Annotated in this window: 16 protein-coding genes, 1 tRNA gene and 1 other RNA gene; 11 read left to right on the top strand and 7 right to left on the bottom strand. The window is 66.8% G+C overall.

From position 1 onward, the window contains the following. Positions 1–47 precede the first annotated feature (47 nt). The 3 genes from mutS (at position 48) to AQZ49_RS03365 (ending at position 4,890) form a co-directional block, all read left to right on the top strand. Entirely contained in the window at positions 48–2,636 is a 2,589-nt protein-coding gene (gene mutS, locus AQZ49_RS03355) for a DNA mismatch repair protein MutS (RefSeq protein WP_067612952.1), read from the top strand. Between the two features lie 71 nt (positions 2,637–2,707). Continuing rightward, entirely contained in the window at positions 2,708–4,246 is a 1,539-nt protein-coding gene (locus AQZ49_RS03360) for a carboxylesterase/lipase family protein (RefSeq protein WP_067612954.1), read from the top strand. Next, positions 4,246–4,890, top strand: a complete 645-nt coding sequence (locus tag AQZ49_RS03365) for a 5'-methylthioadenosine/S-adenosylhomocysteine nucleosidase (protein WP_067612956.1) — start codon at positions 4,246–4,248, stop codon at positions 4,888–4,890. Before AQZ49_RS03360 ends, AQZ49_RS03365 begins: the two co-directional genes overlap by 1 nt. A gap of 89 nt (positions 4,891–4,979) precedes the next feature. On the opposite strand, the gene AQZ49_RS03370 is transcribed toward AQZ49_RS03365, so the two are convergent. The 3 genes from AQZ49_RS03370 to AQZ49_RS03380 all read right to left on the bottom strand — a co-directional run bounded on the left by AQZ49_RS03370 (position 4,980) and on the right by AQZ49_RS03380 (position 7,860). Next, positions 4,980–5,055 (bottom strand) — tRNA-Ile (locus tag AQZ49_RS03370). 47 nt (positions 5,056–5,102) lie between these two features. Beyond that, positions 5,103–6,116, bottom strand: a complete 1,014-nt coding sequence (locus tag AQZ49_RS03375) for a polysaccharide deacetylase family protein (RefSeq protein ID WP_067612958.1) — start codon at positions 6,114–6,116, stop codon at positions 5,103–5,105. A 43-nt stretch (positions 6,117–6,159) separates the two neighbouring features. Next, the gene (locus tag AQZ49_RS03380) at positions 6,160–7,860 is read right to left on the bottom strand and encodes a histidine kinase dimerization/phospho-acceptor domain-containing protein (RefSeq protein ID WP_067612960.1); all 1,701 of its coding nucleotides are present in this window, start codon (positions 7,858–7,860) and stop codon (positions 6,160–6,162) included. A gap of 366 nt (positions 7,861–8,226) precedes the next feature. On the opposite strand from AQZ49_RS03380, the gene AQZ49_RS03385 reads away from it, so the two are divergent. Then, on the top strand, positions 8,227–8,700 hold the full coding sequence (locus tag AQZ49_RS03385; protein WP_067612962.1) for an Lrp/AsnC family transcriptional regulator: 474 nt from the start codon (positions 8,227–8,229) through the stop codon (positions 8,698–8,700). 7 nt (positions 8,701–8,707) lie between these two features. Here the strand turns inward: AQZ49_RS03385 and AQZ49_RS03390 are convergent, their stop codons facing one another. Continuing rightward, positions 8,708–8,992 (bottom strand): chorismate mutase, encoded by a 285-nt coding sequence (locus AQZ49_RS03390; RefSeq protein ID WP_067612964.1) that lies wholly within the window; start codon positions 8,990–8,992, stop codon positions 8,708–8,710. Between the two features lie 95 nt (positions 8,993–9,087). On the opposite strand from AQZ49_RS03390, the gene AQZ49_RS03395 reads away from it, so the two are divergent. Next, positions 9,088–10,101: a polyprenyl synthetase family protein gene (locus AQZ49_RS03395; protein ID WP_067612966.1), complete on the top strand. Its 1,014-nt coding sequence runs from the start codon at positions 9,088–9,090 to the stop codon at positions 10,099–10,101. A 27-nt stretch (positions 10,102–10,128) separates the two neighbouring features. On the opposite strand, the gene AQZ49_RS03400 is transcribed toward AQZ49_RS03395, so the two are convergent. Further along, entirely contained in the window at positions 10,129–11,145 is a 1,017-nt protein-coding gene (locus tag AQZ49_RS03400; protein WP_067612968.1) for an aldo/keto reductase, read from the bottom strand. Between the two features lie 101 nt (positions 11,146–11,246). Then, on the bottom strand, positions 11,247–11,396 hold the full coding sequence (locus AQZ49_RS22100; RefSeq protein ID WP_231738675.1) for a hypothetical protein: 150 nt from the start codon (positions 11,394–11,396) through the stop codon (positions 11,247–11,249). A gap of 170 nt (positions 11,397–11,566) precedes the next feature. Here AQZ49_RS22100 and AQZ49_RS03405 point away from each other — a divergent pair, with 170 nt between their 5' ends. Next, complete coding sequence (locus AQZ49_RS03405; protein ID WP_231738679.1) at positions 11,567–12,571, top strand: polysaccharide deacetylase family protein; 1,005 nt, start codon at positions 11,567–11,569, stop codon at positions 12,569–12,571. Positions 12,572–12,619: 48 nt separating this feature from the next. Here the strand turns inward: AQZ49_RS03405 and AQZ49_RS03410 are convergent, their stop codons facing one another. Beyond that, positions 12,620–12,826, bottom strand: coding sequence for a hypothetical protein (locus AQZ49_RS03410; RefSeq protein ID WP_067613461.1), 207 nt, complete (start codon positions 12,824–12,826; stop codon positions 12,620–12,622). A gap of 277 nt (positions 12,827–13,103) precedes the next feature. Between AQZ49_RS03410 and hrpB the strand changes: the two genes are divergently transcribed. The 5 genes from hrpB to AQZ49_RS03435 all read left to right on the top strand — a co-directional run bounded on the left by hrpB (position 13,104) and on the right by AQZ49_RS03435 (position 18,273). Further along, complete coding sequence (gene hrpB / locus AQZ49_RS03415; protein ID WP_067613463.1) at positions 13,104–15,572, top strand: ATP-dependent helicase HrpB; 2,469 nt, start codon at positions 13,104–13,106, stop codon at positions 15,570–15,572. A 33-nt stretch (positions 15,573–15,605) separates the two neighbouring features. Next, positions 15,606–15,884, top strand: a complete 279-nt coding sequence (locus AQZ49_RS03420; RefSeq protein ID WP_067612972.1) for an ETC complex I subunit — start codon at positions 15,606–15,608, stop codon at positions 15,882–15,884. 140 nt (positions 15,885–16,024) lie between these two features. Then, positions 16,025–16,119: signal recognition particle sRNA small type (gene ffs / locus AQZ49_RS03425), an RNA gene on the top strand. Between the two features lie 67 nt (positions 16,120–16,186). Continuing rightward, positions 16,187–17,941: a DNA polymerase III subunit gamma/tau gene (locus AQZ49_RS03430; protein WP_197410903.1), complete on the top strand. Its 1,755-nt coding sequence runs from the start codon at positions 16,187–16,189 to the stop codon at positions 17,939–17,941. Further along, entirely contained in the window at positions 17,938–18,273 is a 336-nt protein-coding gene (locus AQZ49_RS03435) for a YbaB/EbfC family nucleoid-associated protein (RefSeq protein WP_067612977.1), read from the top strand. The genes AQZ49_RS03430 and AQZ49_RS03435 overlap by 4 nt, the downstream gene beginning before the upstream one ends. Positions 18,274–18,387 lie beyond the last annotated feature (114 nt).

Here is an 18,387-nt window from a genome sequence, read left to right on the forward strand (position 1 = left end):
GGTTTCTGGTCTAGCCCCGTCTGGTGACACTTCATGCCCCAACTCCGATGATGGCGCAATATCTGGCGCTGAAGGCGCAGGCCGACGACTGCCTGCTGTTCTATCGCATGGGCGATTTTTTCGAGCTGTTTTTCGACGATGCCAAGGCGGCCAGCCAGATCCTCGATATCGCGCTGACCAGCCGGGGCGAACACGGCGGGCAGGCGATTCCGATGTGCGGCGTGCCGGTGCATGCGGCCGAAGGCTATCTGGCGCGGCTGATCCGCGCCGGGTGCCGGGTGGCCATTGCCGAACAGGTCGAAACTCCCGAACAGGCGAAAAAGCGCGGCGGTTCAAAGGCGCTGGTGGCGCGCGATATCGTGCGGTTCGTGACCGCCGGAACACTCACCGAAGAAGCCCTGCTCGAACCGCGCCGCGCCAATGTGCTGGCCGCGCTGTGCCTGGTCGGGGGGCGCGTCGGGCTGGCCACATGCGACATTTCGACCGGGCGGATGGAACTGGAAGACTGCGCCCCCGATGCGCTGGGCGCGGCGTTTGCGCGGATCGGGGCGAGCGAGACGATCGTGGCCGAATCCGCCGCAGCCCAGGGCCTGACCGTGCCCGATGACGCGGTGCCGCGCCCGGTGCGCGGGTTTGACGCAGCACGCGGCGACACCGTGCTGCGCGACGTGCACGGCGTGGCCACGCTCGATGCCTTCGGCAGCTTTTCGCGCGCGATGCTGGCAGCGGCGGCGGGGCTGATCGACTATCTCGACCATGTCGGGCGTGGGCGCCTGCCGTTTCTGTTGCCACCGCAGGCGCGCGTCGGCGATGCCACCATGGCGATGGATGAAGCAACGCGCGCCAGCCTGGAAGTGACCGTGGCGAGCGGCGGCGGCCGGCGCGGCAGCCTGCTCGAAGCGGTCGACCGCTGTGTCACCGGGGCGGGCGCGCGCCTGCTGGCCGATGATCTGTCGGCGCCGCTGACCGATCTGGCCGCGATCCGCCAGCGGCTCGAACTGGTCAGTTGGTTGCATGATGATCCGCTGTTGCGCGGCGATGTGCGTGCCTTGCTGCGGGCGGCGCCCGACATCGGGCGTGCCATTGGCCGCGTCGTGGCGGGACGCGGATCCCCGCGCGATCTGGGCCAGTTGCGCGACGGCCTGGCCGAGGCCGCGCGCCTGGCCGATCTGATCGCAGGCGCAGGCGCGCTGCCACAGCTTGCCGCCAGCCTGGTGCCGCAGTTGCGCGGGCATGGCGCGCTGGTCGATCTGTTCGCCCGCGCGCTGGTGCCCGCGCCACCGACCGAACGCACCCAAGGCGGGTTCATTGCCGAAGGCTATGACGCCGCGCTCGATGAATTGCGGCGCATGGCCGGGCATTCGCGCCGCGCGATCGCCGCGCTGGAGGCGAAATACCGCGACGAAACCGGGGTTTCCGCGCTGAAGATCCGCCACAACGGCGTGCTTGGCTATTTCATCGAAGTGCCCGCGCGCCATGCCGACCGGATGATGGCGCCGGATTCGGGCTTTACCCACCGTCAGACGATGGCGGGTGCGGTGCGTTTCAACGCGCTGGCGCTGCACGAAGAGGCGAGCAGGATCGCCGAAGCGGGCGGTCATGCGCTCGCCGCCGAAGAGGCGCATTTCGAAGACCTGTCGGCGCGCGCGATTGCCGCGCGCGAAACCATTGCGCGCGCCGCCGCTGCGCTCGCGCGGTTCGATGTCGCCGCTGGATTGGCCGAACGCGCCGCCGAAGGTGGCTGGAGCCTGCCGCGCGTGGTCGATGAACCCGTGCTCGACATTGCCGGGGGGCGCCATCCGGTGGTCGAAGCGGCGCTGGCGGCGCGCGGCGACCGGTTTGTCGCCAACGACTGCCGTCTGGTGCCCGAAGATCGGCTGTGGCTGGTCGGCGGGCCCAACATGGGCGGCAAATCGACATTTCTGCGGCAGAATGCACTGATCGTGCTGCTGGCCCAGGCGGGCAGCTTTGTGCCCGCCGAAGCAGCCACCGTGGGCGTGGTCGATCGTCTGTTCAGCCGGGTTGGCGCCAGCGACAATCTGGCGCGCGGGCGTTCGACCTTCATGGTTGAAATGGTCGAAACCGCCGCGATCCTGGCACAGGCGGGGACCCGCAGCTTTGTCATTCTCGACGAAGTCGGGCGCGGCACATCGACCTACGACGGGCTGGCGCTGGCCTGGGCGGTAGTCGAGGCGGTGCACGAGGTGAACCGCTGCCGCTGTCTGTTTGCCACGCATTATCATGAACTTGCCCGCTTGTCCGAAAGCTGTTCGGCGCTGACGCTGCACCATGTGCGGGCGCGCGAATGGAAAGGCGATCTGGTGCTGCTGCACGAACTTGCCGAAGGGCCTGCCGACAAGAGCTATGGCCTGGCGGTGGCGCGTCTGGCCGGGGTGTCGCAACCGGTGCTGCGCCGCGCGCGGGCGGTGCTCGACCGGTTGGAAAAAGGCCGTGCGGCCACCGGTGGCCTGGCCGCCGGGCTCGACGATCTGCCGCTGTTTGCCGCCGCGATCGAGGCGGCAGAGGACAAAGTCGATGCATTGCGCGTAAAACTCAACGCGCTCGATATCGACAGCCTGAGCCCGCGCGCTGCGCTCGACTTGCTGTATGAGCTGAAACGCGAAGCCAACAGTTAGGGTTGGCAGGGCACTGGCCAAGCGTTTCATTCTGGGGCATTATCCTTGCGGGTTATGGGACGGTATCAGTCATGAACGGGCAGACCGGATGCGCGCGCTGGCGTGCTGCCTCGTGGGCGTTTCCGCGAGTGGCGGCAGCCGTGGTCGCATTGGCCAGCCCGCTGGCGGCGGCAAGCGAACCGGCGACCGGTCTGGTCGTGGGCAAGGCGCATGTGCGCGGGCTGGTTCTGGCGGGCGGGGTGCGCGCCTATCTGGGGCTGCGCTATGGCGTGGCTCCGGTTGGGCCGCTGCGTTGGCATGTGTCGACACAGGCGCATCTGGCTGGCGCGATCGATGCGACCCATTTCGGTGCGGCCTGCCCGCAGGGCGACAGCACCGGGGCCTGGTATCGCAAGCTGGCGGTGGCGATGGGCAGCGATTCCGACGCGATCGGCGCCGCGCCGCAAACATCCGAAGATTGCCTGTTTCTCAACGTCTGGACGCCGCGCGCCGCCGCCGCCAGACATCTGCCGGTGATGGTGTGGGTACACGGCGGGTCGAACACCAGCGGTTATGGCCATGAACCCGATTATCGCGGCGCGCGGCTGGCGGCACGCGGAGTGGTCGTCGTCACCATCAACTATCGGCTGGGCGCGCTCGGGTTTTTTGCCCATCCCGCGATCAGCGATGTCAGCGCCGGGCGGCAGGGTCTGTCGGACCAGATCACCGCGCTGCGCTGGGTGCGCGACAACATTGCCGCGTTTGGCGGCGATCCGGCACAAGTGACGCTGTTTGGCGAATCCGCCGGGGGCACCGATGTTGCCGCACTGATGCATATCCCGGTGGCGCAGGGGCTGTTTGCGCGGGCGATCATTCAAAGCGGCTATCTGGCGCCGGATGCCTTTGCCACGCCGGGTACGGCCACGCGTGCCGCCACCGACTTGTTCGCGCGCGACGAAACCGCGGCCGCGCTGGCGCAACACAGCCCCGCCGATCTGGTGCATGTTGCGGGCGAACGGCACAAGGGCGCGTTCGCCGCGCCGCTGGTGCCGCCCAAACCGGCGTTTCATGTGCCGCTGCTGATCGGCACCAATGCCGATGAGTTCCGCATGTATCTGCCCGCAGATCCGGCCACGCGCGGTGCGGGCGAGGCGGGGGTGCTGCTCGGCATGCCCAGGGCGGGGGACATCGCGCATCTGCTGCAACGGCTGTCGAACGATGCTGCCACGCGCGCTGATCTGCTGGCCAGCGCGCCGGTGTTCCATTGCCCGGCCGCTGCGCTGGCCCGCGAGACCCTGGCCGCCGAACAAGGAGCGTGGGTCTACCGGTTTGACCGGGTGCGCCCCGGCCACCATGGCTTTGGCGCCTATCACGGCGCGGAAATCCCCTATGTGTTCGGCACTGGCGCGGCCTGGTTGCCTGCCGAACCGGTCGATCGTACGCTGTCGGACACGATGATGCGCTATTGGGTGAATTTCGCGCGCACCGGCAATCCCAACGGCCCCGGCCTGCCACACTGGCCGCGCTGGGGCGCGGGCGCCGACGATGCCATGCCGATGGTCCATTTCGGCAGCACAGTGCGGGTCGCGCCCGCCGCCGATCTGGCGTTGTGCGCGCTGATTGCCGGTTGATGCCCCACGATCTGCGCCCCGATCTGGTGCCCGTCGCGGGACGGCAGGTGCTGTTCGTGATGGCCGCCGATGCCGAATATGGCCCGCATTTGCGTGCGCGGTTCAATCCCCTGTTCACCGGGGTTGGCCCGATCGAGGCGGCGATGAAGGGCGCACTGGCGCTGTCGGCACTTGCCCGCCACGGCCAACGGCCCGACTGGGTGGTGTGTCTCGGCTCGGCGGGTTCGCGGGTGTGCCCGCTGGGCGAGGTGTTTCAGGTCAAAAGCGTGTCGTGGCGCGATATCGATGCCTCGCCATTCGGTTTTACCCCCGGTGTCACGCCGTTCATCGATCACCCGGTCGACGTGCCGCTGGCTACCCCGCTGCCGATCGCCTCGGCGCGATTGTCCACCGGCGGCGATGTGCTGTCGGGCGATCGCTATGATGCGATCGATGCCGACATGGTCGATATGGAAACCTTCGCGATCGCCCGCGTCTGCGCGCTGTTCGATGTGCCGCTGATTGGCCTGCGCGGCATTTCCGATGGCCCCGAACCGCCTACCGGGCTGCACGACTGGACCAACCTGCTGGGCCATCTGGACGAAGAACTGGCCAGGGCGGTGGACCTGTTGCCGGATGCGCTGGCCGCGCACGGTGCCGGCTGAACCTTGCGCCCGCGCATCGTGCGGGCAGATCGCGCAGGTCTTGGGAACAATCTGTCACCCATGTGTCCGGGCTGGACACAGTGCGCAAATGGTGGGCCCGGCAGGATTTGAACCCGCGACCTAGCCGTTATGAGCGGCCAGCTCTAACCGCTGAGCTACAGGCCCACGCTGATGGTGCGAGTAAAGCGGCGGGCCCGGCTTGGCAAGCGGGTCTAGCCTTGTGCGGCCGTGACGATTTCGGCGATGCTGGCAGGGCGCACGCCGCGTTCGCGCAAATGGGCAAAGACCAGTCGCCACCAGGCATAGAGCTGATGAAGCGCGGCTTCGTCGCGCACATAAGGGGTATGGCCGGGGCAGAGCGACGGGCTGTGGAACGAAAACACCAGCACCGGCAGCCGGTCGGCCAGTGCCGCATCGATCGCCCGCAGCGCGGCGCGCGCATCGACGCCCTCGGGGGTCAGCGGCACACGTTCGAGCAGGCCCAGCCGTGCCAGCACGCCGCGCATGCGCGGCACCCGCCACAGCGCGTGGTACAGCCAACTGCCCTGACGCCGCAGCAATCCGCAATAGAGCGTGCTCAACGGCAGTTCGAACAGACCGGCGGCGCGGTCGATCCACCACGGGTGGACCGGGTGATCGCGGAAATTGGGCCCGTCTTCGCCGGTATAGTCGAACCGCGCGCGCACCGATGTGTCGATCCGCATGCCGCCATCGGCCAGGATCCGCGCGGTATGCGCCCCCACGCCATAGCGACCGGCGCGATAGATCAGCGGGGTGCGGCCAAATGCCGCCTCGATCGTGCGGCGCAAGGTGTCGAACTTGGCGCGTTCGAGCGCAGGGGGCAGGTTTCCGGCATAGCTGTTGGGAACATTGACGTCTTCTTCGTGCGGCGGGCTGACCCAGGGGTGCAGTTGCACGCCGATTTCGGCGCGACCCTGCGCCACGGCCGGACCCAGCGCATCGATCATCCGCGCATCGCAGGCCACCGGATAATCGACCAGATAGACCGGCGCGATGCCCAGATTTTCGCAGAACGCCTGAAACCGGCCAAGCCAGGGCACGTGACTGAGGGTGTGGCCATAGCGGTCGAACGGCTTGGACCAGTCGAATTCCTCTTCGGTGTCGACGGTCACCACAAAGCGCGGGCCAAAGCCGGGCGCAAACTGCACGTGATCGGCGGGCCCCGGCGCGGCGCGAATATCCGGGTCACCCTGCGGGTCTGCCAAGTTCGTCACCCCCCCAGCCTTGCCATGTGGCCTGGCACGCTGGCTAGAAAGCGTTGGCAGTGCGGTCAAGCACGGCCGGCATATGAACCGGCAATGTCAGTTCCAGCACGGCACACCCGGCAGACCCGGGCCGGACGAGTTGTCCCCCCGCTGCATGCACTTCGGCCGCGGCGAGGCGCAGCGCAAAGCCGTGCCCCAGCATGCCCATGCCAGGGCTGCTGCCGCGCGCGATATCAGGGGCAAACAGGATATCGTCATCATGCCGGGCCAGCGCGGCAGGCAAGGTCATTCGCACCCGCGCCAGATCACCGTTGCCGGATTCGAGAACGCCGGTATCAAGCGTCAGCGCCAGCCGCTCACCCGGCGCGGCCGCCGCGGTCAGGGTCGACAGCAGTCGCCACAGCAAGCGCTCTGCCTCGTCGGGGTCGATTGTGATCGGCACGGGGTGGTCGGGCACGCTCCAGCGCAGGCGAATTTCGCGGGGTGCAACCAGTGGTTCCAACTGCGTGGCAAGGCGGGCCATGATCACCGTCAGATCAGCCTCGCCCGCATCGATCTGCGTGCGGCCGCTTTCCAGGCGCACCAGCCGCTCGACATCCTCGAAACCTGCCAGCATGCGCGCAGCATCGGCGGCGATCGAGGCCGCCAGGCTGCGGTACTGGTGCGGGGTGGGGCCCAGCATCTGTTGCTGGATCAGTTCGGCAAACCCCTGGATCGCGTTGATCGGCGTGCGCAATTCGTGCAGCAGTTGCTGCAGGCTGTCGCCCCCGGTGCGATCCACCAAGGCGTCATCGGGCACGACCTGCGCGGCACGGCGCAGACGCGCGCGGTATCCGGTGAAGGCGCCGCCCGCAGGGTCAAAACGCGGTGCCGCATCGATGCGCCACGCCCCGGTCACGCGCGGCGCGCCGTCGAGCACCAGCCGCCCGGCGACAATCGGCAACCGCGCGCCGAACGCGCGCAGCGTCTGCGCATCGACCGACGCGGCGGCAGCGGCAGCCACTGGCGCAAACGGCATGTGGCCGACCAGCAGCGCGGGGTCGACGCCATCGGCGGCGATGATCGTGCCGGTGGTATCGATCGCCACATCGACGGTCATGGCGAGTGGTTCGGCAGCGGGATCTTCGGCAAAGGGCAGGCGGGTCTGGCCCGGTTCAGGGTGATCGTCGGCCTGGCGGTTGCGGCGGAACGCCTCGATCCGCTGCACGATCGCGCCGATCCCTTCGCGGGGCGCAGCCTCGACGCGGGGTGGCGCGGGGGTGGGCATGGCCACCAGCACGGCGGGAGCGTTGGACATGACTTCGGCCTCGGGCGCGGACAGCACATAGTCATCGATGCCCAGCCGTTCGAGCAAGGCGATGACCGGTGCGGTCAGGTCGCGGCGGTGGCGCAGCGCACCGCGTGCATGGACGGGCAGGGCGGGGATCAGCCGCAACCAGGCGGCATCATCCAGCCGTGCGCGCGCGATCGCGGCAATCGCGGTGCGCGGACCCCGCCGCACCAGATGCACGATCAACGTCGGACTGCGCAGCGTGCACAGCCCGACCAGCACCGCCGCTGCCGCATCGCCAAGCGCGGCATGCAAGCTGTCGAGACGGCCCAGCGCCTGGCTGTGGCGATCAGTCCAGGCCTGATCGGAGGTGCGGCCGAGCAGATCGACCAATTGGCGAAATTGCGTGTTGAGGCCCGCCCGGCCGGCCGCCTGCGTCTGCAGTACGGTGTCAAGGCGGTCATCAACGATCATGCATGCTCCGCTTTGGCGCCCGGAAGGGACGCCTCGTTTCACTCGATTCGTCTGCACGGCAAGTGTCGTACAAACCCGGCGTTAAGGTATACCCTTTGCCATCGTTCGCGCATCCGCAGGGATGCGTGGCGGGCGGCAAAGCCGGTGATGCTGCTGTGGCCGGGTAGACCCTAACAAAATATGCACAGTGGCAAAGGGCTACGTTGATTGCGTTGCAATGTGGGACGATTGCGGTAAGAGCAAATAATATTATAGCGAGAGCCAGTTTCGAGAGGCGAATCTTGCCGTGGCCCCAAACCGGGATCGTCGGCAGGGACAGGCCCCGCGCTCTCTGGCTGACGATCTGACCTGGTGGCAACGAGGACCATGGCGACACTGGATGCAATTGACCGCCGGCTGCTTGCCGAACTGCAAGCCGAAGGCCGGGTAACCAATGTCGAATTGGCCCAACGGGTCGGCCTGACCGCGCCACCGTGCCTGCGCCGGGTCCGCGCGCTGGAAGAAGCAGGGGTCATTCGCGGCTATCACGCCGATCTCGATGCCTCCAAACTGGGTTTTTCGATCACCGTGTTCGCGCTCGTCAGCCTGAAAAGCCAGGCCGAGGAGTCGCTGCGCCAGTTCGAAGATCACATGCGCGGCCTGCCCGAAGTGCGCGAATGTCACATGCTCAACGGCGAGATCGATTTCATCCTGAAGATCGTCTCGCGCGATCTGCAAAGCTTTCAGGAATTTCTCACCAGCAAGCTTACGCCCGCACCCAATGTCGCCAGCGTCAAGACATCGCTGACCATCCGCACCGCCAAGCAGCAGCCCGGCGTGCCGCTGGAGGATGTGGAGTAGCGCTGCGCTATTTTTCCTTGGCCTGTTCGTGATGCCGGATCACTTCCTGGATCACGAAGCGCAGGAACTTTTCTGAAAACTCCGGGTCGAGCCGCGCGTCTTCGGCCAACCTGCGCAACCGGTCGATCTGGCGCTGTTCACGCGCAAGGTCGCTGGCGGGCAGGCCGTGTTCGGCCTTGTAGGCGCCCACCGCCTTGGTGATGCGGAACCGTTCGGCCAGGATGTGGATCATCGCGGCATCGATGTTGTCGATGCTCTGGCGATAGCCGTCCAGCACGGGGTCTTGGCTCATTGGGTCTCCAACCGGGGGCAGATTCACGTTTCGATGTCATTGGCGTGAAAACTTCGACTTGCCAAGCGCCCAGCCACAGGCCAATCGGGCTGGCGATGTCTGCCACGATCCACCCGCTGCCCCGTCGGGCCGAACCTTCGCTGCAGCCGCTCATGGCGCTGGTTGCCGAAGGCATGAACAGCGTGAATGCGGTCATTCTTGATCGCATGCAATCGCGCATTCCCCTGATTCCGGCGCTGGCCGGACACCTTATCGCGGGCGGGGGCAAGCGTATGCGCCCGATGCTCACGCTCGCGGGCGCAGCGCTGGTCGGCTATGGCGGCAGCCGCCATTACCGGTTGGCGGCGGCGGTCGAATTCATCCACACTGCGACGTTGCTGCATGATGACGTGGTCGATGGCTCGGACATGCGGCGGGGCAAGGAAACCGCCAATATCATCTATGGCAATCCGGCGACGGTGCTGGTCGGCGATTTCCTGTTCAGCCGCAGCTTTGAATTGATGGTCGAAGATGGCTCGATCAAGGTCCTGCGCATCCTGTCGAACGCCTCTGCGGTGATCACCGAAGGCGAAGTCGATCAACTGGTGGCCCAGCGCCAGATCGAAACCACCGAGGAGCGCTATCTGGCGATCATCAACGGCAAGACCGCCGCGCTGTTCGCGGCCGCCTGCCGGATCGCCGCCGTGGTTGCCGAACGGCCCGAATCCGATGAAGCCGCGCTCGATGCCTATGGCCGCAATCTGGGCATTGCGTTCCAGTTGGCCGACGATGCGATCGACTACGATTCTAACGCCGCCGAAATGGGCAAGGAACAGGGCGACGATTTCCGCGAAGGCAAGATGACGCTGCCGGTGATCCTGGCCTATGCGCGCGGCAACGAGGCGGAGCGCACGTTCTGGCGCGACGCGATTGCCGGGGATCGCAACACCGATGCCGACCTGGCGCACGCCATCGAGCTGATTCGCAAGCATGACGCGGTGCATGCCACGCGCGAACGCGCGCGCCACTATGCCCAGCGTGCGATCGACGCGATCGCTGCCTTCCCCGCCGGTGCGGCCAAGACGGCCATGACCGAAGCGGCCGAATTCGCCGTCGCGCGCCGGTTCTGATCGTCCCCTTGCGGGGACGATCACCGTTCAGCCCATCGGATACATGATTTCGCGGCTGACTTTGTTCACCGCCTTGATGGCCGATTCGGGCAGGACGAGATCGGCGGCGGCAAAGATCGGATCGAGCTGATCCTCGCGGCTGACGCCGACAATGGTCGAGGCGACGAAGTCGTGTTGTTTCGACCAGGCCACCGCAAAGGTCACCGGATCGAGCCCGTGTTCGGCGGCGATCGCGGCAAAACGTTCGGCCGAAGTCACCGACTTGTCGTTGACGAACCGCCGCGCCATCGCTTCCTGGCGACCGCCCATCGACAGATAGTTCGAAAAGCGGGCACCGTCGGGGCGCGCGCCGTTGCTGTACTTGGTGGCCAGCACGCCGCCGCCGATCGGCGAATAAGGGATCAGGCTGACCCCTTCCTTGCGGCAGACTTGCGCCAGGTCATCCTCGAACCGGCGGTTGTTGAGGCTGAAATTGTTCTGGATCGTCTGATAGCGCGCCGCACCCAGCTTGTCCGACGCGGCGATCGATTTCATCAGGCCCCACGCGGTTTCGTTGGAACAGCCGACGATGCGCACTTTGCCCGCGCGAACGAGCTCGTCGAGCACCTCCATGGTTTCCTCATAGGGCGTGTCGTGGTCGGGCCAGTGCGTCTGGTACAGATCGATATAGTCGGTACCGAGCTTGGTCAGGCTTTCTTCCAGCGCGGTGACGATGTTGCGCCGATCGAGCGCGGTCATCCCGCTGCGCTTGGGGCTCTTGAACCACACGTGGCTGGGGCCCGACACTTTGGTGGCCAGGATGATCGCGTCGCGCGGCTTGGTTTTCAGCCACTTGCCAACGATTTCCTCGGTGCGGCCAACCCATTTGGCATCGGGCGGCACGGGATAGCCCTCGGCGGTGTCATAGAAATTGATCCCCGCGTCATAGCTGCGGTCGAGGATGCGCAAGGCAGTGGCTTCGTCGGTCTGGCTGCCGAATGTCATGGTGCCCATACAGATGTCGGACACGACGATGGCGGACGTGCCAAGGCGGCGATGTTGCATCGGGGGGATCTCCGGAACAGGAACAGGGGGTGGGTGCGCGTGACAGTTGCGACTTGAAACGCAATTGCCCCAGTTGCCCGCATCGGGTCAAGCGGAATGGGTCAGCGCCGCGCGCGCTGCCACAGCCGCCACAGGCAATAGCCGGCGGTGGCCGAACCAGCCATCACCAGCAGCAACACACCCGCCGCCGCCAAGCCGCTGATCACCAGCGACCGAACCAGATCGGCGATGATGGTAATCGCGGTCTTCACCGGCATGGGCCCTTTGCTGGCGCTGTGGTGTGGTGTTTCCGCCAGGCGGAAGGCGGGTTTTCCCCGGCCTTTTGGCGTACCGGACCAAATTTGTCATGCAATGTCGAAAGTCCCGCGTCTATAGGGCGCCGATTGACCGTTTGTCTCCCTTTTGATTGACAGGATTGCCGGTGTCGTCTCGTTTGTCTGCTTGTGCGTTGCACCGTCTGCTCGCTTCGACTGTCCGCACCGGTCTGGTGCTCGCCGGTCTGGTTCTGGCGGGGGGTGCGGCCCATGCCGCCCCGGCGTCATTGCCGGAATCGGCAAGCGTTGCGCTGACCTTCGACGATCTGCCCGGCATCGTGCTCAAGCCCGATCAGGCCTATGTCGAGGCGACCAACAAGGCCTTGATCAAGGGGCTGAAGCATCATCACTTTCCCGCCATCGGCTTTGTCAACGAGGGCAAGCTCGACGAGATTATCCGCGCCCGCCAGATCGCCGTTCTGCAGCGCTGGATCAAGGCCGGGTTCGACCTTGGCAACCACACCTTTTCGCATTCGTCGCCCAACAATGTCGGCGCCGCCGGCTATATTGCCGACATCGCGCGGGGTGAAAAAGTAATCCGGCCAATGATGGTCAAGGCGCATCGCAACCTGCAATGGTTTCGCCATCCCTATCTCGAAACCGGCAGCCCCGAACCGGTCAAGGCCCAGATCAACGCCTGGCTGGCGGGCCATGGTTATCGCATCGCGCCGGTCACCATCGACGCCGACGACTGGGAATTTGCCGAACCCTATGACAATGCGGTGATGACCGGCAACACGGCCGAGGCGGCGCGCATCCGCGGGGTCTATCTGGCCTATACCGAACGTTCGATCGGCTGGTACCGCCGCGCCTCGCACGTCCTGTTCGGGCGCGACATCGCCTATGTCATGCTGCTGCACGACACCCGGTTGAATGCCGATTGTTTCGAAGGGCTGGCCGCCATTCTGGCACGGCAGAACCTGCGCCCGATCACGATCGACCAGGCCTTGCGCGACCCCGCCTATCGCACCGCCGACAATTACAGTGGCAAGGACGGCATCGAATGGATGGAGCGCTGGTCGGACACGCTCAAGAAAGACCTGCCGTGGAGCGACTATGAAGACGTGCCAAAGGGCATCGTGAAGGAATACGACAAGCTCGACAGCAACTGACCGACAAGGGTCTGTTCTGGCAGCGCCCGTCGCTGGCGGCTTCTGTGTCTAGCGGTGCAGCGTTGCAAACAGCGACGTGATCGCCTGGATCACCGTGCTGCCGGCAATCGGCGCCAGCAACAGCAGGCCAAGATTGATCATCACGATCAATCCGACAATGCGTTCGGCGCGCTTGTCGAGCTTTGGCTTGCCCGCATCGGGCAGCGGGTTCGGCGGCGGAACCGGTGGCCATTGATCCCGCAAATCGAGAAACATCGCGAACGACCCTTTCATTATGGCGGAATACGTATGCAGGCCAGAGCCTGCAACGCTGTTCCAACCGCTTCAGCACCCGGATTTCGACGACCGTCTGGTGCGGCAATCGCTCCGATTCTCCCCTTTTGAAACATCAGAGTAACACACGGATTCGGTGAGTAAATAGCGTCAAACCCCGGTTTCTTGCCGATGTGCGCCGAAATGAATCGATTTTGGGGCGATGAGGGTTGTGCAAAAACGGCTCCCACCGGCCACACCTTTGGTCTACGGGGCGATCGTGGCCGATTTGCCGATCCATGCCGTACTCGATGACGTGCTTGCCGCGCTGGCGGTCCATCCGTCGGCGGTGCTGATTGCGCCGCCAGGGGCCGGCAAGACCACGGCCGTGGCGCCTGCGCTGATCGGGCAGGACTGGTGCACGGGCACGGTGATCGTGCTCAGCCCGCGCCGGGTGGCCGCGCGCGCGGCCGCCGAACGCATGGCCGACCTGATGGGCGAGGTCGCGGGCCAGACTGTCGGCTATGCCACCCGGCTCGACAGCAAGCGCGGCCCGCACACGCGCATCGTGGTGATGACCGAGGCGATTTTTGTGGCCGCGATCATGGCCGATCCCGAATTGGCCGGAGTCAGCGCGGTGCTGTTCGACGAAGCGCACGAACGCCATCTCGATGCCGATCTCGCGCTGGCTTTGGCTGTCGAGGCGCAGGGCGTGCTGCGCCCCGATCTTCGGCTGCTGGTGATGTCGGCCACGCTCGACGGTGCGCGCTTCGCCGGGCTGCTCGAACGGGGCGGTGCGGCTGTGCCGGTGCTGGAAAGCGCGGGCCGCGCCTATCCGCTGTCCATCCGCTGGCTCGGCTGGCGCGCCGATCTGCCGGTCGAGGTGCAAGTGGCCGCTGCCATTGCGCGTGCCTGGGGCGAAACCTCCGGCGACGTGCTGGCGTTTTTGCCGGGCGTGCGCCAGATCGATCGCACTGCCGATTTGCTGGCCAGCCGCCTGCCGCAGGCACTGGTGCTGGCGCTGCACGGGCAAGTCGATCCCGCCGCGCAGCGCGCCGCGATCCGCCGCGATCCCGCCGGGCGTCGTCGCGTGGTGCTGGCCACCAGCATCGCCGAAACCTCGCTCACGCTCGATGGGGTGAGCGTGGTGGTCGATGCCGGGCTGTCGCGACAGGCCGAATTCGACAAGGCTGCCGGGGTTACCCGGCTGGTGACCACGCGCGCCAGCCAGGCGGCCGCCGCGCAGCGTGCCGGGCGCGCCGCGCGGCAGGTGCCGGGCGTGGCCTATCGCCTGTGGGAAGAAGCGGCGCATGCCGGACGTCCGGCCTTTGCCACGCCCGAGATCCTTGCCGCCGATCTGGCCCCGCTGGCGCTGACGCTGGCGCAATGGGGGGCCGGCGATGCGCGCGCACTGGCCTGGCTCGATCCCCCGCCCGAACCCGCGCTGGCGGCGGCGCGCGGCACGCTGGTGGCGCTCGGCGCGCTCGATGGCGAAGGGCGGATCACGCCCCACGGCGCGGCGATGGCGCGCCTGCCGATGGAACCGGCGCTGGCCCACATGCTGCTTTATGCCGCCGCGCGCGGGGACCGGGCGGCCACCACCGCGGCGCGGCTGGCGCTGTTGTTGCAGGAACGCGGGCTTGGTGGGCGCAGCGACGATCTGGCGCGGCGGCTCGAAGTGTGGAACGCCGATCGGTCGGGGCGTGCCGGGGCGGCGCGCGATCTGGCCGCGCGTTGGGCCCGTGCGGCGTCGCGGCTGGTGCGCGCCGGGCCGGACGACGATCTGCCGCTGGCGGTGCTGCTGGCCGAGGCGTTTCCCGACCGGATTGCGCGCGCGCGCGGTGCCAGCGGCGAGGAATGGCTGGCTTCGGGCGGGCGCGGCTATCGCCTCGATCCGGCATCGCCCTTCATTACTGCGCGGTGGCTGGTGATCGGCGATGCGCAAGGCGAGGCCAAAGGTGCGCGAATCACCGCCGCACTGGCACTCGATGAAGCCGATATCGACCGCCATCTGGCGCATCGCCTGATCGCACGCACGACGCTCGACTGGAACGCCGAAGAGGCGCGGGTGGAGGCGCGCAGTGAACGGCGGCTGGGCGCGATCGTGCTGGCGCGGGTGCCCGATCCGGCGCCGGATGGCGCAGCGCTGGTGGCGCGGCTGATCGCGGTGCTGCGGGATGGGGGCCTCGCCCTGTTGCCACTGGGCCAGGCCAGCCGCGCGCTGATCGAACGCGCGCGCCATGCCGGGCTGGCTACGCTGTCCCCGGCGGCGCTGCTGGCCGAGGCCGAGACATGGCTGGCGCCGTTGCTGACCGGGCGGCGCGATTTCGCGGTGGCGCCCGGGCGCCTGCACGAAGCGTTGCTGGCGCGGCTCGACTGGGCGCAGCGGCAGGACCTTGACCGGCTGGCCCCGGCCGAATTTCGCGATCCCACCGGTGCGGGCCATGCCATCGATTACGATCATCCCGGCGGGCCAAGCGTCGAATTGCGGGTCCAGGCACTGTTCGGGCTCGATCGTCATCCCACCGTGGGCCAGCCGCCACAACCGCTGCTGCTGTCGCTCACCTCGCCGGGCGGGCGCCCGATCCAGACAACCGCCGATCTGCCCGGATTCTGGCGTGGATCGTGGCGCGACGTGGTCAAGGAGATGAAGGGCCGCTATCCCAGACACCGCTGGCCCGACGCGCCGTGGGCCGAGGTGCCGAGCCTGAAGACCAAGAACGCCTTTCAGGCACAAAAACGGACTTGATTTGTCGAACGATTCGGTTGCAAGCGCGTGGCCATGACCGCACGCATCTATCAGCGCCCGAAGAACGCCATGCAGTCCGGCAAGGCCCGGAATCATGACTGGCTGCTCGAATTCGCCCCGGCCGAGGCCAAGCGTCCCGACCCGCTGACCGGATGGGCCGGTTCGGGCGACATGCGGCAACAGGTCATCCTGAAATTCGCCAGCGAGGCAGAGGCCCGCGCCTATGCCGATCGCCATGGCATTGCGGCGCATGTCACCCCGACCCCGGCACGCCGTCTGAAACTGCAAAGCTACGCGGATAACTTCCGCTAAGAGTTTGGTTCGAAAGTGCCGCCCGCCACCCTGCGCCGGGGGTTGCAGGCTGGTGCATGGCACAAAATCGCCGAACGGCGACTTTCGAAACGGGCGCTAAGCTTGCTTGCATTTTTGTTGCGGCGCGGTCATAGGCCCCACCGGGAGTCGGGTGGACGTTTGCGTTCGCCAACCTGGTCAGGTCCGGAAGGAAGCAGCCACAACGATTTGCGGCGGGTCGCCCGGCTCCTTTTCCCATCACATGTGGACGGTGCCCCGCGGGCATTCGACTTTCCCGGGCAGAGCCGGTACGAACACGCGTGATGGCCGATTCAACCGACATATTTGGCGACGCGTCCGCCGATGAACCGCTTTCCGCCGCCGCGCTTGAGGCGGCGGGGCAGAGTTCGATGTTCGGCGATGCGGCGCCTGCCGCCGCTGTCGCCCCGCCCCCGCAACCCTATCGCGTGCTGGCGCGCAAATACCGGTCGCAGACATTTGCCGAGCTGATCGGGCAGGAGGCCATGGTCCAGACACTCGCCAACGCGATCCGGCGCGGGCGGCTGGCGCATGCCTTTTTGATGACCGGCATTCGCGGGGTGGGCAAGACATCGACCGCGCGGCTGATTGCCAAGGCGCTCAATTGCATCGGCCCCGACGGGCAGGGTGGGCCGACGATCGACCCGTGCGGCCAGTGCGAACCGTGCCGCGCGATTGCCGAAGGGCGCCATATCGACGTGATCGAAATGGACGCCGCCAGCCATACCGGCGTCGACGATGTGCGCGAAATCATCGAGGCGGTGCGCTATGCGGCGGTGTCGGCACGCTACAAGATCTATATCATCGATGAAGTTCACATGCTCAGCCGCAACGCGTTCAACGCGCTGCTCAAGACACTGGAAGAACCGCCCGCGCATGTGAAATTTCTGTTCGCCACGACCGAAGTCGACAAGTTGCCGGTAACCGTCCTGTCGCGGTGCCAGCGGTTTGACCTCAAACGGATCGAGGCGCCGGTGCTGGCGCGGCATTTCGCGATGATCTGCGACAAGGAAGCGGTCAGCGCCGATGCCGAAGCGCTGGCGCTGATCGCGGCAGCAGCCGAAGGGTCGGTGCGCGACGGATTGTCCATCCTCGATCAGGCGATCAGCCATGCCGATCTGGCCACCGGCGGGGCCGGGCAGACGCATGTCACCGCCGCGCAAGTGCGTGAAATGCTGGGTCTGGCCGATCGCGCGATGCAGCGACGGCTGTTCGGTGCGCTGCTGGCCGGCGAAGCGCCAGGCGTTATCGAGGAAGTTGCCGGGCAATATGCGCTGGGCATCGAACCGCTGGCGCTGATGCGTGCGCAGCTCGATCTGGTGCACAAAGTCACGCTGGCGCAAGTCACCGGCAGCGCCGATGCACCTGGCGCCGAAGAGCGCGCGGCGATCGATGCCTGGGCCAAGGCGCTGGGCGCGGGGCAATTGCACCGGCTGTGGCAATTGCTGCTGAAAGGCCACGATGAAGTGCGCGTGGCGCCCGATCCGCTGGCGGCGGCGCAGATGGCGTTGCTGCGCGTGATGCATGCGACCGACATGCCCGATCCGGGCGGACTGGTGCGCCGGATCGAAGGACTGTTGCGCGATGCGGCAGTGGCCGCGCCGGTTGCGCAGGCGGGGCCGGGCGGGGCGGCCCCGGTGGCCAGCCGCGCACCGGTCGATTGGGCCGGACTGGTCGATCAGGTCGAGGCGACTTCGCCGCTGGTGGCATCGACCATGCGGCTGGCGGTGCGGGTGATCCGGCTTGAGGCGGGCCTGCTCAGTTATGAACTGGCGCCGGGCATTCCTGGCGATCCGGGGGCCGATATGCGCCGCGCGCTCGAGGCGGCGACCGGCGAGCGCTGGCAAGTCGAACGCGGGGAGGGTAAGGGGGCCCCGAGTCTCGAAGAGGTACGCGCTGCGCGCGCCGCCGCCGACGAGGCTGCAATGCATGACGATCCGCTGGTCAAAGCCGTGATGGCGGCCTTTCCGCAGGCGCGAATCGTCGACGAGCCGGCCTCTGGTGAGGTCGGTGCCAAACCCTGGAGCCGACGCGCATGAAGTCGATGGAAGAGATGATCCAGGCCGCCCAGCGGGCCGCCGAAACGATCCAGAAGCAGATGGCCGACGCCCAAGACCGCCTCGATGCGATCGAAGTCGAAGGTCAGGCCGGTGGCGGACTGGTGCGTATTCGCGCCACCGCCAAAGGCCGGGTGATCGGCGTGGCAATCGACGACAGCCTGCTGGCGGTGTCTGAAAAGGGCATTCTGGAGGATCTGGTCGCCGCTGCGTTCAACGATGCGCGGGGCCGTGCCGACGCTGCCGCTGCCGAGGAAATGCAGAAAGTGCAGATGGCCGCAGGCATCCCGCCGGGTTTCAAACTGCCGTTCTGAACCCACTGCCGCCCGCAGGTACATCTGGCCAGCGCCATGCCGTGCCTGCGATAAACGGCGCCGTGCGCGCGGCATGTCGTTGGTCGGCATCGGGTTTTGTTGACGTTCTCGTGT

The sequence above is a fragment of the Novosphingobium sp. FSW06-99 genome (genome assembly GCF_001519065.1).
Classification (GTDB): Bacteria; Pseudomonadota; Alphaproteobacteria; order Sphingomonadales; family Sphingomonadaceae; genus Novosphingobium.